The organism is Lacticaseibacillus manihotivorans DSM 13343 = JCM 12514, assembly GCF_001435035.1.
GTDB lineage: Bacteria > Bacillota > Bacilli > Lactobacillales > Lactobacillaceae > Lacticaseibacillus > Lacticaseibacillus manihotivorans.
Window position 1 is genome coordinate 1 of the sequence record NZ_AZEU01000116.1, and the last position, 14,231, is coordinate 14,231.

Sequence of the window (14,231 nt, forward strand, 5' to 3'; positions counted from 1 at the left end):
TTAGTCATACCAACTTGTCCAATTTTCCGCAGTGGCGCCAAGGCGCTGGAGCTCACATATTTTCAAGCCGCTAGGCAATTGGTAAGGCTAACTGGAAGCTTCAAAACACACTGACGTTGCCGGACAGTGTTTGCGGAGAAAGTGGGGATTTGTGTTACACTGAAAGTATTGAAAAAGTGAGGTCGGTCAGATGTCAGATCGGAAAATGCCAAGTGTTATGTGGAGTCGCGGCAAAGCGATTGTGGCGGCGCACAAAGTCGAAATCATTGCCATTGATCCGGATTTGAAAGTGATTGAAGCGCGGGTTTATGGGACGCATGCCTATGATGTGATCGTCGGCATTCGCGCCAGCCAAGATAGTTGCAGCTGCCCATTTTTCCCAGATCATGGGTACTGCAAACACATTGCGGCGGTGGAATTATATTTCAAAGCGCAAGATCAAACTATCGAAGCGGCCCTGGCGGCCAACACCAACTTACCGCAACATGGCGATGCTTCACAAGGTGCGCGGTTTGTGGCGGGGTTGGATCTGCCGGAGCAACAATACTTTCACGGCTTGACCAACAACACCAAGGGTCAGTTGCTGTTGGAAGCGACCCTTGAAATTCACCCGTATGTGGCGTCTGATTGGACCAAAAAAGCGCGGATCTTTATTAAGTTGCGCCTTGCCAATGCGTCAGACGGGCATTTTTTGGCAGTGCGTGATATGCAAGAATTCTTAACGGCTTACCACAACCATGACCGATTAGCCTTGGCCGGACACAAGCACGTGTTCAGTTTGTCACCACGAGTTTTTGGGGAACCAGAACGGCAGTTGATCGCGCTGTTAAGCAACACGCAACCGGTGGAGCAAGTGCGCTTAAGTGGTTCAGCATCGGTGTATCGACGCATGGCAATTTTAAATCCCGGCGATTTTGCACGGGTCGTCAAGCCCATGAGTCAAATGGCGCATGTGGTGTTTGCCAACGTTCAGGATCAAATCAATTATGATCACTTGAATGTGGTTGCCTTTGAACCGACCGCGGCACTATTTGTCGGGGCAGTGGTTAAAACTGATACCGGCTACCAATTCGATTTACATGAAAATTTTGATGCGGTGGTAGACAGTGATGAATTGCTGATTCGTGGTGGTGACTTTTATCAAGCGACCACGGCACAGTTTGATTTGATTCAGCACGTTTTGAATGAATTTTTTGTGGCGCGTGATGCGTTGCACTTGGCCTTTGGCTTTGATGAACGGGAAAGTTTGCGTCAATTGATCGCCTACCTCCAACCGATCGCGCAGCTGGAGGTGCCGGAATTAATTCAAGCCCCTATGATGACGCCTAAATTTGTATTAGGCAAGCAAAAGCAGCGTTTGATTTTGCACTTGGCCTTTGATTACGGCGATCAAGTCCTGACACCAACTGAAGTGGTGAAACGTGATGCCGCATTGCGCAACCTAACACAAGAACGGCAAGCCCAAGCCTATTTAGAAGCGCTAGGCTTTGCTGTTGGCGATGATGGGTGGCACAAAGATTTTCATGATCCAGATGTGTTATATCGCTTTTTTGTTCAAGAGTTACCGAACTTACGGCAAAATGGCACCGTCACATTAGACGATGATTTGGCGGCGTTGTGGCAAGATAGTCAAACGTTGGCACCAAAAGTGGCAGTCAAAGCTGCGGATGGGCTGTTGGCGATCAATTTTTCTATGAATGGGGTGTCGGCGAGTCAAGTCGACGCGATGTTAGCGCAGTTGGATGTCGATCGGCCTTATTTGCAGCGCGCTGATGGGGCGTTGATCCCAATCGATGATCAATTGCGGCGAGTTTCTCAAGCGTTAGCGAAGTTGCGTGATCAAGCGAAATTTAGTCAAGGCCAACTGCAAGTGCCAGCGGCTCAGGCGTTAGCGGTGCGTTCAGCGTTAGGCCAAGATGCTGAATTTGATGCTAAATTTGATGCGATCGCCAATGATTTGGCGCATCCAGAGCAGTTCAAAGTGTTTGGCCAACGTCCGGTAAATGCGGACATGCGCCCGTATCAACAACGCGGCGTCCAGTGGTTGGAGATGTTGAACAGTCATGGTTTTGGTGGCATTTTAGCGGATGAAATGGGTTTGGGTAAAACCTTGCAAATGATCAGCTTTTTGAACAATCATCAAGACACAACGCACACCAGTTTAGTGGTGGCGCCGGCGTCATTGCTGTACAACTGGAAAGCTGAATGTGAAAAATTTGCACCTGATTTGCATGTGGTCGTCGTTGACGGGAATAAAACCGAGCGCAAAGCAACCATTGCCGCGCCAGCAGATATTTGGATCACCAGCTACAACAGCGTGCGCAACGATATTGCCCAATATGCCAACGCGTCATTAGGTTATTTGGTTTTAGATGAAGCGCAATTTGTCAAAAATGGTGCCTCAAAAACCAATCAGGCCTTGCGAAAGTTGCATCCGATCAATACCTTTGCCTTGTCTGGGACCCCAATCGAAAATCGCACTGACGAAATCTGGGCAATATTTGCCTTGGTGATGCCAGGGCTTTTGCCAGGATTGAAGGCCTTCAAACGCCTCAGTCCTGAAACTGTGGCAACCCGCGTGGCACCGTTTATTTTGCGGCGCGACAAACAAAGTGTGTTGCCAGATTTGCCGCCGCGCGTTCAATCTAATCTCACCAATGAAATGACCAAAGCGCAAAAGGCCGTTTACTTGGCGCAATTGCAACAGATGCAAGTACAAGTCCGCGGATTGGACGCCAAAAGTCTTGTGAAGAACAAATTAGCGATTTTAGCCGGCTTAACGCGCTTGCGGCAACTTTGTGATACGCCAGCGTTGTATTTGCCGGAGTATCAAGGCGGCTCAGGCAAGCTTGAACAGTTGGCGGATCTCTTGCAAGAAGCCGTGGCCAATGGGCGGCATGTGTTGGTATTCTCACAATTTACTGGGATGCTTGATCAAATTGCCACCGTTTTAGACGAAGCGGAACTCGGCTATTTCACCTTGCGAGGCAGTACGCCGCCGCAAAAGCGTTTGGGGATGGTGGACCGCTTCAACGCCGGCGAAGTCCCGATTTTCTTGATCTCATTAAAAGCTGGCGGCACTGGTTTGAATTTGACAGGTGCTGATTTAGTGATTTTAGTGGATCTTTGGTGGAACCCAGCCGTCGAAGATCAAGCGATCGCGCGGGCCCATCGGCTTGGTCAAGCGCATGAAGTGGATGTTTATCGCTTGATCACCAAAGGCACTATCGAAGAACAAATCGCGAAACTCCAAGCAAAAAAGCGGGATCTTGTTGATGTGGTCATGGCTGGCGCGCAGAATAAAGCGGCTTTGACCGATGATGAAATTCGCACGATCTTAGGGATCGATGAATAAAACTGGCAAAGACGTGCGTCACGCGGTGTTTTCCAGTATAATGGATGTTATTAAATTTTCTATTTATTGTGAAGTCGTACGGAGGGGATATTTTTTTATGTTGAATCAATGGGTGTTGCACCGGCTGTATGGCATTGGCCACATCGTTGAAGTTCAAGGCGATTTGATCACGGTGCGTTTTTCTGAAGCAGACAAGGTGTTTTCAGCGGTACAAGCCATTCCACAAGGCGCCTTGAAGCTGCTCAATGCCAAAGTCGAAGCCCAATTTTTGGCGCAATTGACGCAAAAGCCTGCAGCACAATCAGCACCAAGTCATCCAGCCGTTGCTGCGACCAGCTTTGCGTGCAATCAGACGTATTCGAATGCTGAAATCAATGCGCAATTTGATGGCCAAACTTCCGGCCGCATTCGCCGCGGTGACCGTGCGTTGGTGCAACCCGATCGCCATGGTGATGATCGCCAAGTTTGGCAGTTCCCACTACAATTCAATTAAGTTTGTGATCCTCGTCAATGATGATTGGCGGGGATTTTTGTTTGCACTTGTGCGAGTCTGTGGCATTTCTTGAAGTTTAGGTGAAAGGATTGAATCTTGCTGATGCGATCACGATAATAATTGAATAAAGCGTTTTATTTCGCTCAATGACAAGCTTTTTGCGAAATATTGCACGTATTTTGGGTGCCGGTGGCTTTAAAATTAATTTTGTTATCGACGCGCAGTGAGGTGAAAGTGATGAAAAAATTCCTTGGGGTTCTGCTCTTTGTATTTTTGGGTTTCTTGATGGTGAGTCCAACTCAGGCAGTTTCGGCTGATGCCACCACGACAACTGTGAGTTATCAAGTCAACAAGGCTGGCACGGACAAACCGTCAGTCGCGAATAGCTTTTTTTCCGGTGAGGCGACGGTGACGCGATCTGATGATGGCCCGGCGACGGTGACGTTGCACCTAGTTAAATTTGCCAGCACCATCAAATCGTTTGCGATTGGGGATCAAGTTGCCAAAATCACGAACGCGACTGCCAACACTGCCGATCTTTCATTCGTGGTTGATAACAGTTTCCAACTGCCAGTGGTGCAAGCGGCAATGACGGTGATGAACATGCATCAAAAAGCCGATCTTGTTTTTGATGAAGCGCTGTATCAACCGGAATTATCAACTGCGACTGTTGCTGATCAGGCGAAATCAGGCGCATCTAAAACTCCTGTCATCGGAACTGATCCCACTGCGGATGCCGAAACGTCGCGCCCAGTGACTGACGCTGAACCACTGGATCAAGCAGCGACTGCTATTGCGGCGACAGATTCAGTTGAAACAGGCGATGAATCTAAACCAGCAGCAATTGACGCTAAGGATACGACGGAAATTGTGGCCTACCAAGTCAATAAAGCAGGCACGGATACGCCGTCATTATCTAACAGCTTTTTTACTGGGCAAGCGGAGGTGACGGTTAAGAACGGTCGAGCCACAAGCGTTACGTTGCATCTGCAAAAATTCGCGAATATGATCAAAAGCTTCTCAGTTGGCGACCAACCGGCTAAAATGACCAATGTCACCAGTAACACAGCTGACTTAACCTTTGTTGTGGATGAGCAATTCGCAAAGCCAATCGTTCAAGCAAGTATGTCACTGATGAATATGAATCAAAAGGCGGATCTGGTCTTTACTAAAGCGTTGTATCAAGCTGCCGAAATATCAAGCCAACCAAAAGTATCGACACCGATCCAGTCGTCACAAGAAACTAATGGATCGACAGCAACAGAAATCTCCGCGACCGACCATTCAACTGATGCCGTCACGCCAGCGACTAAACCAGAAGATTCAGCGCCAGCACAAACATCGCCAGAAACTGATGTAACACCAACAACAGAATCAACTGCGACCAAGCCAACAACTGACGCAACCACGCTAACGACTCAATCTGAAGATTCAGCGGAAACACAGACATCATCGACAACTGACCCAAAGACTGATGCAAATACGCCAACAACTGAGCCTAAAAATTCCACAAAATCTCAGACGGCACCAGTAACGATTGCCAAGCCTGGAACTGTAGAAACTACGGAACAAAGCCAGACTGTTAGTGAATCAAAAGTTTCGGATCAAGGCAACTCAACATCTACCAATAGCACGCCGGCAACTCAAACAGAACTGCGACTCAAACCGTGAAATATCACGTTAATAAAACAGGCACGGACACACCATCGATTTCTGACAGTTTCTTTACCGGACAGGCAACCATCATCACCAAAGCTGGACAGCCCCAAACCGTCACTTTACATATTCAACAACATGCCGGTGTCATCAGTAGTTTCTCGATCGGCTCTCAGCAAGCCAAAATGACGAATACCACAGCCGATACCGCAGACCTAACCTTTACTATCGATAAACAGTTTGCACAGCCAGTTGTGACAGCAAGCTTGACAGTCATGGGGATGACTCAAAAGGCCGATTTGGTTTTTGCAGAAGCGCTGTATCAGTCAGCCTCATCGGAAGCCAAACCGACAGAAACTCAGACATCTACAATTGCCAATCAAACTCCAAAGTCAGCAGCCACGAAAACCCCAACCACAACCACAACCACAACCACAAACACAAACACTGCCGTTGATCATCAAGCGACGACTGGTGAAGGGAAAGCGTCAAATCAAAGCCCAGCCACCACCCCAATGACGAGCGCAACCACAACGGATGCCAACAAAGCGGTGGCAAAGTCACCATCATCAAGAACTTCAACGGAAATCGTCAAGTATCAAGTCAACAAGGTCGGTACGGACACACCATCAATTGCCAACGGCTTTTTCACCGGCGAGGCAACGGTAACGCTTACAGCAGGACAGGCGCAAACCGTCACGTTACACTTGCAGAAATATGCCAGCGCGATCAAAACTTTCACCATCGGCGATCAAACCGCCAAAATGAGCAATGTCGCTGGTGATACTGGAGATTTAACCTTCACCATTGACGCCAATTTTGCCAAACCGGTTGTGCAAGCTCGCATGTCGGTAATGAACATGAATCAAACAGCGGATTTGGTGTTTGCCAAAGCGTTATATCAGACAAGCTCGACTGAACCAACACGGAAAAATCCAATCAGTCACACGCAGTCGGCTCCGGTTGCAAGCGCTAAGCCCAATGTTTTGGCGAAATCACAAACGCAAATCACGACCCCATCGAAACAAGCAGGGGAAGTTTCTGCCAAATTATATCAAGCACAAAATGGCCACTTGACGACGGCTCCTTCTGCGGCGCAACAATTTATCAGCCAATCTGCTAAAGTCGTCCGTCATGCGACCAACACCACTGTGACCTTGCACACGACTGGTGCAGAATATATTCAAGCGATCCGGATCGCAGGCCAGCTGGGCAAAATCACCAATCGCCATGGGGCCAATGCAGATCTGGTGTTCACCTTGTCTAATCAAGTGCTCAATTATGCCTTGCCGGTTACTTTTTCACTGGTGGTTCCAGGCGCTGGCGCCATGACGCAGTCGGCATTTTTATTGCTCGATTTGCCAGTCCAAGCAGCTCAAGTGGATCCTGTGGTCAAGCCATTTACCACAACCACAACTTCTGCGGCACCAGTGCGGCCAGTAGTGGCCGGTGCCCCCGCGCATGCAATCAATGCGAAACTGGCCCAGCAAACCATCACTTATACGGTGTTAGATGCTGGTGGTAGTGCACTATCGACTGCCAATCAATATTTCACGCATTCTGCACGGGTCGTAAAAGCTGGGGCAGGTTATGATGTTTATTTAACTGTGCGGGTTGCGGCAGGCTTAGTCACGTTCACGCCGATCAGCATCAATGGCGGAGCAGTCCACAATTTGTCACATGCAGTGATCGGTGGCCAGGATGTTTGGACATTTGACTTCCATGTTGCCAATGCCAATGGTTTGGATCAGTTGATTCCGGCAAGTATTTTAATGAGTGTGCCAATGGCAAATATTTCCAATCAAGCATTTAATATCGAATTTGCCTTTGCCCGGCTTGCACAGTCCGAAGTTGCCAGTGCCGAAACGCAGTCAATGAGTTCGGCAGTAAAGACCAAAGCCTTAAAGCCAATCACGATTACGAAAAAGACGGTCAAGCCAGCTGGCAAAACCACCAGCACCACGCAAATAACATCCAGTGGGCTCAAAGCACGATCGGTATTGCCGAAATTAAAACATTACCCGATCGGCTGGGAAGCGTTAGCCTTCATTTTGGCTGATGGCTTGATCTTGATAGGCGCGTGGATCATGCGTCGGCGGCGTTTAGGGGAGGTCACTCATGATTAAAAAATTCATGATCACATTTGGCTTAGCGTTTGCGTTGATCTGTGGTTTTACCAACGCACATCCAGTTCAAGCGGCAGCAGTTTCGTATCAAACCTTGACTTATGGCACCACTAAAACCTCGCTGGCGGCAAAATATTATGTGCAACCGGCACAAGTGGTCGTCAATGGGGATGATTATTTAGTCACCACGACCATTCACACCACCGCCAGCCTTGGCGCATGGCCAGTGACCGTGTTAAGCATTAATGGCGTCGGACCCGCTAACGTCGTCAAAACCCATGACAACAACGACTATGATTATCAATATGCTTTTGAAACCAAAGATCTCTCGCAAACCATCAATTCTGATATTGCCATCAATGTGGTCGGTGTCTATGCCGCACAGCATACCTTGAGTTTTAAGTTCGATCAGAAGCAATTGCCGAGTTTGCAAAAAAAATCACCGACGCAAACGCCAGCAAAGAAAAAAATCCCAGTGACGCGTGCGCCAAATGATCAGGCCAAACAAGTTGCCAATCTTAACGCAGCCAATCAAGCGACCCAAACTAAAGTCTTGATCGGCGGAGGGTTAAGCATGGTGATCGTCGCAATTGGGGCTGGATTGTGGGTCCGCCGCAAGCAGCCAAAGTCATAATCAACGTTAAAACACCCGCACAACCTTTTTGATGGGGTTGCGCGGGTGTTATTTTGTAGGGTCAATGTATTTGTTTGAGCCAAGCTTGGTAAACCGGTTGAATGTCTTGCGTGACGGACTGGAACATATTCCCGATCCAAAACTCGGTATCAGGTTTTGGCTGCGCGAATTGGACCATTGTTTCCGCATTTGCGTTGATCGTCGCCCAAATTTGATCGGCATGGTCGGGATCCAAATACGCTTTGGCAATGAGGTGGGCCCCACTGGAAGCCACTGTCGATGATGGCCACACGCGATTGACCCACAATGGTTCAAATTCGGGGTTCAAAGTTTTGATCGCGGCAACGTCGGCTTGCATGCCACATGCGTACATCACTTCACCAGTCAAAATCGCGGCTAGGCGAGTATGTTGCAAGTCGAAGTCCGCATGTTTTTTCAACCATTGCCAGGCTTTGATCTGCTGTTGGGCATCGAGCAAGTTTGAACAGTTGATCAACAACGCCAAGTCTGAAACTTGCAAGGCCTTCAAACTACAAAAACCTTTGATCACATCGGCGGCGACTTCTTGCTCGTCGAACAACGTGTGGATTTCGGCCCAAGTGTAGCCTTGATTGACTAAGTGCATGGCAGCCCGCGAGATCAGTGAACCTTGAATCATGCAATAGCGGCCAAGCGGTTGTTTGGGGGCGTGGGCTAACGCATCATCTAGCGCAATTTTGATGGTTTCAGGCGTGGTACTTTGAGCTTGGGCCAAGTGGCGATTGAAGCGATCAAATAACTGGGCTTGCATGTCGCCGAAATAATTCTCATATAGCAGGCGTGCATCTAATAACAACGTGTTGCTCAAGGTCAAAATGGCATGGAAGCCCAGTTGCGTTTTCCCGGTTTCAAATCGAGATTGGGTGGCAGTGGTCCAATCAATGGCGACATCAGCCAACTGTAAATGATAGAGCTAATGATAGAGCTGGCGAACTTGGGCAATCGTGGGGCCGTCAAAGCGCCAACTGGTGGTCGTCAGCTGGCGAGTTTGTGCGCGTAACTGCGAATTATGCCAAGTTGTGCGGCCTGCTTGGATCATTGCCCAACTGCGTTTGAGATAGTTTGCAAGGTCAGTACATCCCAAAGCATCCAATTGCGCACATAAATGACTAATTTCAGCTGATGCCTGAGCCGGTGTGTTCAAATTGGTGTAGGCGGCACTGACAAATTTAACTAAAGGTGCGGCGTGCACGGCTTCGGCTTCGATCGTGCCCATATCTTTATGTGCCTGGCGCAAGGTTTGATAGCGACAAAGCACTGGATACAGTTGCTCAAGCAATTGGATTTCGCGATGGGCGAGCAAATGAATCGCCAAATGGGCCAGATCTGCCGCGCCAACCACAGCTGAGTCGATCGTCTCAGCGTCAAATTGTTGCGCGTATGCAATTAAGCGGGTGGTGAACGTGGCGAGCAATTCATGGGATGCATTGGTCAATCCGGCAGCGATGGCTAAGGTGTGCACGGATAAGCGCCATCCGGCAAAAGGTTGCAAAAATTCACTCAGCAATTGTTCGACTGCTGGCGTCAATGGCGTGGTGTCGCTATTTTGCCGCAAAGTTGACGTCAAGATGAATTGGCCAAACTGAATGGAAGGATGATCGGCATGTTGGCGATGGGCTTCGCGGTAATTGGAGGCCCAATTGGATAGACGCGGAAGATCTTGGGCAATAAATAAGAAGTAAGCCAAGCGTGCTAAGCTATCTTGGCGCTGTTCTTGAAAATGTTCCAAGTCGTAATACGTCAGTTGCAAGTTGGTCAAAATCTGGTGCATGCTGGCCAAACTTAAGTCACTTTGATCGCGTTCAAACCGCGACAACGATGCCGTTGAACAGCCGGCATCGGTGACGGCGTCATCTAAGGATAATTTGCGATCTTTGCGCACCTGACGCACGAACTCGCCAATACTCAATGGTACCATCTGTCAGCCTCTTCCCGGGTTTGATCATTTTGTCGCAAGCATTTTACCAAAGAGATTACATATATGCAATTTTTTTGCTGGAACGGTCGCGAGTTTTCAGCGGTGGGGTCGCAATGCTATACTGGCATTATTGAAATTCAAGGAGTCGATGCAGGTGCAACCAGATGAACGAGTCGATCAATTACAAGCAGCCGGAGTCAAAATCATTCAATCAAAGGAAGTGTTTGCCTTTTCCTTAGACGCGGTGTTATTGGCTGATTTTGCCGTGGTCAAAAAACATTCCCGGGTGGTGGATCTCGCTGCTGGTAATGGCGCAGTGGGGTTATTTGTCGCGCCGCGCACAGACAATCAAGTGACCATGGTCGAACTGCAAGCACGCTTAGCTGACATGGCCAAGCGTTCAGTGGCGTTGAATGGCTTCACCAATGTCGACGTACACCAACTCGACTTAAAAGATACGACTTCAGTGGTTTCTAAAGATTCCGTCGATGTGGTGACCTGCAATCCGCCCTATTTTAAACTCGACCCCGGGCATGTGACCAATCCTAACGACCATTTGGCGTTGGCGCGCCATGAATTGACCACCACGTTTAAAATCGTGGCGCAAACCGCCAGTGATTTATTGAAATGCCAAGGCAAAGCCTTTTTCGTGCATCGGCCAGACCGCTTGGAAGAATTGTTGCAGACGTTAGTTGAAGCCAAGTTGGCGCCAAAACGGATCCGCTTTATTCATCCTAAAGCCGATCGGGAAGCCAACATGGTATTGATTGAAGCGGTGAAAGCGGGCAAGCCGGATGGGATTCGCATCTTGCCGCCTATTGTGGTGTATGATGCCGACGGTCAATATTCACCGGAAGTCTTCAAAGCTTTATATGGAAAAGAGGCAACTCGTGGCTGAGGCGCAGTATTTTTTCTACATTTTAAAATGTGCTGATGGGACCTTTTATGGTGGGTTTACCAATGATGTCGAAGCTCGGGTGGCGACGCATAATGCAGGCCGTGGGGCCAAGTACACCAAAGCGCGACGACCGGTGCGCTTGATCTATTCAGAAGGCTTTGAGACCAAGCATGATGCGTTGTCGGCGGAGTGGCATTTTAAACATCAATCACGCGCCGCCAAGGAAGCATTTTTAAGCGCGCATAAAATTCATTGGTAAGGCTTGTCAAGGGCGCGTACTTGGCGTATGATACTTTGAGTGTGAGAACACACAATCCACATTGCTGTCGATCCAAATCTTGGTGCTCACTTGTGAGTCGAGGCGGATATGACGCGGCAAGAGGAACAAAACCTTTAGGAGGACTATTATGTCTGTATTAAGCATGAAGCAACTGCTTGAAGCGGGTGTCCACTTCGGTCACCAAACTCGTCGTTGGAACCCAAAGATGAAGCCATTCATCTTCACTGAACGCAACGGTATCTACATCATCGATCTGCAAAAGACCGTTAAGATGATCGACGATGCCTACAACTTTGTTAAAGATGAAGCTGCTCAAGGCGGCGTATTCTTATTCGTCGGCACTAAGAAGCAAGCCCAAGATGCCATTGCTGAAGAAGCAACCCGCGCTGGTCAATACTATGTTAACCATCGTTGGCTTGGTGGGACCTTGACCAACTGGAACACCATCCAAACTCGGATCAAGCGTCTTAAAGACATCAAGAAGATGGCCACTGACGGCACTTTCGACAAGCTGCCTAAGAAGGAAGTTTCCTTACTTAAGAAGCAAGAAGAAAAGCTCACTAAGTTCCTCGGCGGTATCGAAGATATGCCTCGCATCCCAGATGTGATCTTTATCGTTGATCCTCGCAAGGAAAAGATCGCCGTTTCTGAAGCGCAAAAGTTGAACATCCCGATCGTTGCCATGGTTGATACCAACACTGATCCTGATGATATCGACGTGATTATTCCTTCTAACGATGACGCGATTCGTGCCGTTCGTTTGATTACTGCCAAGATGGCTGATGCCGTTATTGAAGGTAACCAAGGCGAAGACCAAGAAGACGCTGAAGACCAACAAGCAGCAGCTGCTCCTGTTGACTCCATCGAAGACATCGTTGAAGCCGTTGAAGGCGACAACAAGTAATTCTATAAATCCCAGAGCTTTTCTGAGCGGTCTTTAGGCCGAGTGTAAGCGAGCCTGACGTCTTAGCGGTTTTTGCTAAGCGTCAGGATTGCTTACACGTGGGCCTATTGCTCAGAAAAGCTCGACGACAAACAAGCACCGTCTGTTATCTCGCGACTGCAAGATCTGCAGGCGGTGCTTGTTTTTGAATCAGAGCGTTTCGACGCTCGATGAAACCTAAAACTTTTATATCCTTAGGAGGACAAGATTCATGGCTATTTCCGCAAAGCAAGTCAAAGAACTCCGCGACCGCACCCAAGTTGGGATGATGGACGCCAAAAAGGCCTTAGTCGCCGCTGATGGTGACATGGACAAAGCCATCGACGTTTTACGCGAAAAAGGTTTGGCAAAAGCTGCTAAAAAAGCCGGCAACATTGCCGCTGAAGGTTTAGCTGAAATCGCCGTTGACGGCAACACTGCTGCTATCATCGAAGTTAACGCTGAAACTGACTTCGTGGCTTCTAACGACAAGTTCACTGACTATGTGACTGCTGTTGCCAAGACGATCGCGGCTAACAAGCCAGCTGACCTAGATGCTGCTTTGGCATTAGACTTAGACGGCCAAACCATTGATGCTGCTGCCAAAGCTTTGACTGCAGTTATCGGCGAAAAGATCTCCTTACGTCGTTTTGAAATCGCTGAAAAGAATGATGGCGACAACTTCGGCGCTTACTTGCATAACGGTGGCCAAATCGCTGCTTTAGTAACGCTTGAAGGTGGCGACGAAGAAGCTGCCCGTGACATCGCAATGCACGTGGCTGCCATCAACCCACAATACTTGGATCGTACCCAAGTGCCAGCAGATGAATTGAAGCACCAAACTGACCTCTTCACTGAAGAAACTAAAGGTGAAGGCAAGCCAGAAAAGATCATCCCACGGATCGTTGAAGGCCGGGTCAACAAGTGGTTGTCTGAAATCTCATTAGTTGACCAAGAATTCGTCAAGGATTCCGACAAGACGGTTGCTGAATTTGCCAAGAGCAAGAACGCGACTGTTAAAGGCTTCGTGCGTTTTGAAGTTGGCGAAGGCATCGAAAAGAAGTCCAACGACTTCGCTGCTGAAGTCGCAGAACAAATGAAGTAATCAGTTTTCTCTAAAAGCGTCGCAACTGCGGCGCTTTTTTTGTAGGAGGGAATATGCCAAGTAAATATTATGCGGTGCGCGCCGGTCGGCAAACGGGCATCTATCGCAGCTGGGACGCGGCCAAGAAACAAGTTTCCGGTTTTTCCGGCGCCCAATATAAAAGTTTCACCACTGAAGCTGAAGCTAAAGCCTTTATGGGTGGCCAAGTCGCGAGTCAGATAAAGTCCACGAAAGCTTCACAACCCACACAACCCACACAACCCACACAACCCACACAACCCACACAACCCACACAACCCACTCTCGGTTACACAGTCGTCGGTGATAATGGGACTATCAATGCCCATATTGCCCGATTGAAACCTGATGAAGCGATTGCCTTTACCGATGGGTCATACAATAAAACCACCAAGCAATATGCTTATGGCGTGGTGATGATCACCAATGACGGCGAGCAAGTGTGGACAGAACATCTTGCCAAGGCGTTGCCAGCTGACCCCAATGATGATTCGCATCAAGTGATTGGCGAAGTGAACGCAGTGAAAGCCGCAATTGTGTGGGCCAAGGACCATGAGTTCAAGCATTTATCGATTTATGCCGATTATCTTGGCGTGCATGAATGGGCATTAGGGCATTGGCAGGCAAAATCCAAAGCGGCCATTGCCTATCGCCAGTTCATTTTGGCGCAGAGTGGGGCGATTGATTTAGATTTTTATAAAGTCCATTCACATGACGCGGTGCACCCGATCGATCGCAATATTGAAGTGGATCGCTTAGTCAAGAAAACTTTGGGCTTGCGATAAGC

Annotated in this window: 12 protein-coding genes; 10 read left to right on the forward strand and 2 right to left on the reverse strand. The window is 48.6% G+C overall.

From position 1 onward, the window contains the following. Nucleotides 1-190: 190 nt before the first annotated feature. From FD01_RS06245 to FD01_RS06265, 5 genes are all read left to right on the forward strand, one after another. Nucleotides 191-3,355 carry a DEAD/DEAH box helicase gene (locus FD01_RS06245; RefSeq protein WP_225436244.1) on the forward strand — a complete coding sequence of 1,055 codons (3,165 nt, stop codon included), beginning with the start codon at nucleotides 191-193 and terminating at the stop codon, nucleotides 3,353-3,355. Nucleotides 3,356-3,452: 97 nt separating this feature from the next. After that, nucleotides 3,453-3,848 carry a hypothetical protein gene (locus FD01_RS06250; protein ID WP_054714770.1) on the forward strand — a complete coding sequence of 132 codons (396 nt, stop codon included), beginning with the start codon at nucleotides 3,453-3,455 and terminating at the stop codon, nucleotides 3,846-3,848. A 237-nt stretch (nucleotides 3,849-4,085) separates the two neighbouring features. Next, nucleotides 4,086-5,519 (forward strand): NEAT domain-containing protein, encoded by a 1,434-nt coding sequence (locus FD01_RS06255; protein WP_152164719.1) that lies wholly within the window; start codon nucleotides 4,086-4,088, stop codon nucleotides 5,517-5,519. Continuing rightward, nucleotides 5,516-7,630, forward strand: a complete 2,115-nt coding sequence (locus FD01_RS06260) for a hypothetical protein (RefSeq protein WP_056963267.1) — start codon at nucleotides 5,516-5,518, stop codon at nucleotides 7,628-7,630. Before FD01_RS06255 ends, FD01_RS06260 begins: the two co-directional genes overlap by 4 nt. Then, on the forward strand, nucleotides 7,623-8,264 hold the full coding sequence (locus tag FD01_RS06265; protein WP_056963269.1) for an NEAT domain-containing protein: 642 nt from the start codon (nucleotides 7,623-7,625) through the stop codon (nucleotides 8,262-8,264). Before FD01_RS06260 ends, FD01_RS06265 begins: the two co-directional genes overlap by 8 nt. Before the next feature lie 61 nt (nucleotides 8,265-8,325). Here the strand turns inward: FD01_RS06265 and FD01_RS06270 are convergent, their stop codons facing one another. Both FD01_RS06270 and FD01_RS06275 read right to left on the reverse strand, forming a co-directional pair. Further along, nucleotides 8,326-9,201, reverse strand: coding sequence for a hypothetical protein (locus FD01_RS06270; RefSeq protein WP_056963271.1), 876 nt, complete (start codon nucleotides 9,199-9,201; stop codon nucleotides 8,326-8,328). A gap of 15 nt (nucleotides 9,202-9,216) precedes the next feature. Continuing rightward, nucleotides 9,217-10,221 (reverse strand): helix-turn-helix domain-containing protein, encoded by a 1,005-nt coding sequence (locus FD01_RS06275; protein WP_054714792.1) that lies wholly within the window; start codon nucleotides 10,219-10,221, stop codon nucleotides 9,217-9,219. Between the two features lie 148 nt (nucleotides 10,222-10,369). Between FD01_RS06275 and FD01_RS06280 the strand changes: the two genes are divergently transcribed. From FD01_RS06280 to FD01_RS16285, 5 genes are all read left to right on the forward strand, one after another. After that, nucleotides 10,370-11,119, forward strand: coding sequence for a tRNA1(Val) (adenine(37)-N6)-methyltransferase (locus FD01_RS06280; RefSeq protein WP_056963273.1), 750 nt, complete (start codon nucleotides 10,370-10,372; stop codon nucleotides 11,117-11,119). After that, complete coding sequence (locus FD01_RS06285) at nucleotides 11,112-11,378, forward strand: GIY-YIG nuclease family protein (RefSeq protein ID WP_056963275.1); 267 nt, start codon at nucleotides 11,112-11,114, stop codon at nucleotides 11,376-11,378. The genes FD01_RS06280 and FD01_RS06285 overlap by 8 nt, the downstream gene beginning before the upstream one ends. Nucleotides 11,379-11,526: 148 nt before the next feature. After that, nucleotides 11,527-12,303: a 30S ribosomal protein S2 gene (rpsB, locus tag FD01_RS06290; RefSeq protein ID WP_054714795.1), complete on the forward strand. Its 777-nt coding sequence runs from the start codon at nucleotides 11,527-11,529 to the stop codon at nucleotides 12,301-12,303. Nucleotides 12,304-12,553: 250 nt separating this feature from the next. Continuing rightward, on the forward strand, nucleotides 12,554-13,426 hold the full coding sequence (gene tsf, locus FD01_RS06295) for a translation elongation factor Ts (RefSeq protein WP_056963277.1): 873 nt from the start codon (nucleotides 12,554-12,556) through the stop codon (nucleotides 13,424-13,426). Between the two features lie 53 nt (nucleotides 13,427-13,479). Next, nucleotides 13,480-14,229, forward strand: coding sequence for a ribonuclease H1 domain-containing protein (locus FD01_RS16285; protein ID WP_056963279.1), 750 nt, complete (start codon nucleotides 13,480-13,482; stop codon nucleotides 14,227-14,229). Nucleotides 14,230-14,231 lie beyond the last annotated feature (2 nt).

Bases quoted from the DNA above. Each gene is read 5' to 3' on its own strand.
- FD01_RS06245 (WP_225436244.1), top strand. From the start codon at position 191: ATGTCAGATCGGAAAATGCCAAGTGTTATGTGGAGTCGCGGCAAAGCG.
- FD01_RS06250 (WP_054714770.1), top strand. From the start codon at position 3,453: ATGTTGAATCAATGGGTGTTGCACCGGCTGTATGGCATTGGCCACATC.
- FD01_RS06255 (WP_152164719.1), top strand. From the start codon at position 4,086: ATGAAAAAATTCCTTGGGGTTCTGCTCTTTGTATTTTTGGGTTTCTTG.
- FD01_RS06265 (WP_056963269.1), top strand. From the start codon at position 7,623: ATGATTAAAAAATTCATGATCACATTTGGCTTAGCGTTTGCGTTGATC.
- FD01_RS06275 (WP_054714792.1), bottom strand. From the start codon at position 10,221: ATGGTACCATTGAGTATTGGCGAGTTCGTGCGTCAGGTGCGCAAAGAT.
- FD01_RS06280 (WP_056963273.1), top strand. From the start codon at position 10,370: ATGCAGGTGCAACCAGATGAACGAGTCGATCAATTACAAGCAGCCGGA.
- rpsB (WP_054714795.1), top strand. From the start codon at position 11,527: ATGTCTGTATTAAGCATGAAGCAACTGCTTGAAGCGGGTGTCCACTTC.
- tsf (WP_056963277.1), top strand. From the start codon at position 12,554: ATGGCTATTTCCGCAAAGCAAGTCAAAGAACTCCGCGACCGCACCCAA.
- FD01_RS16285 (WP_056963279.1), top strand. From the start codon at position 13,480: ATGCCAAGTAAATATTATGCGGTGCGCGCCGGTCGGCAAACGGGCATC.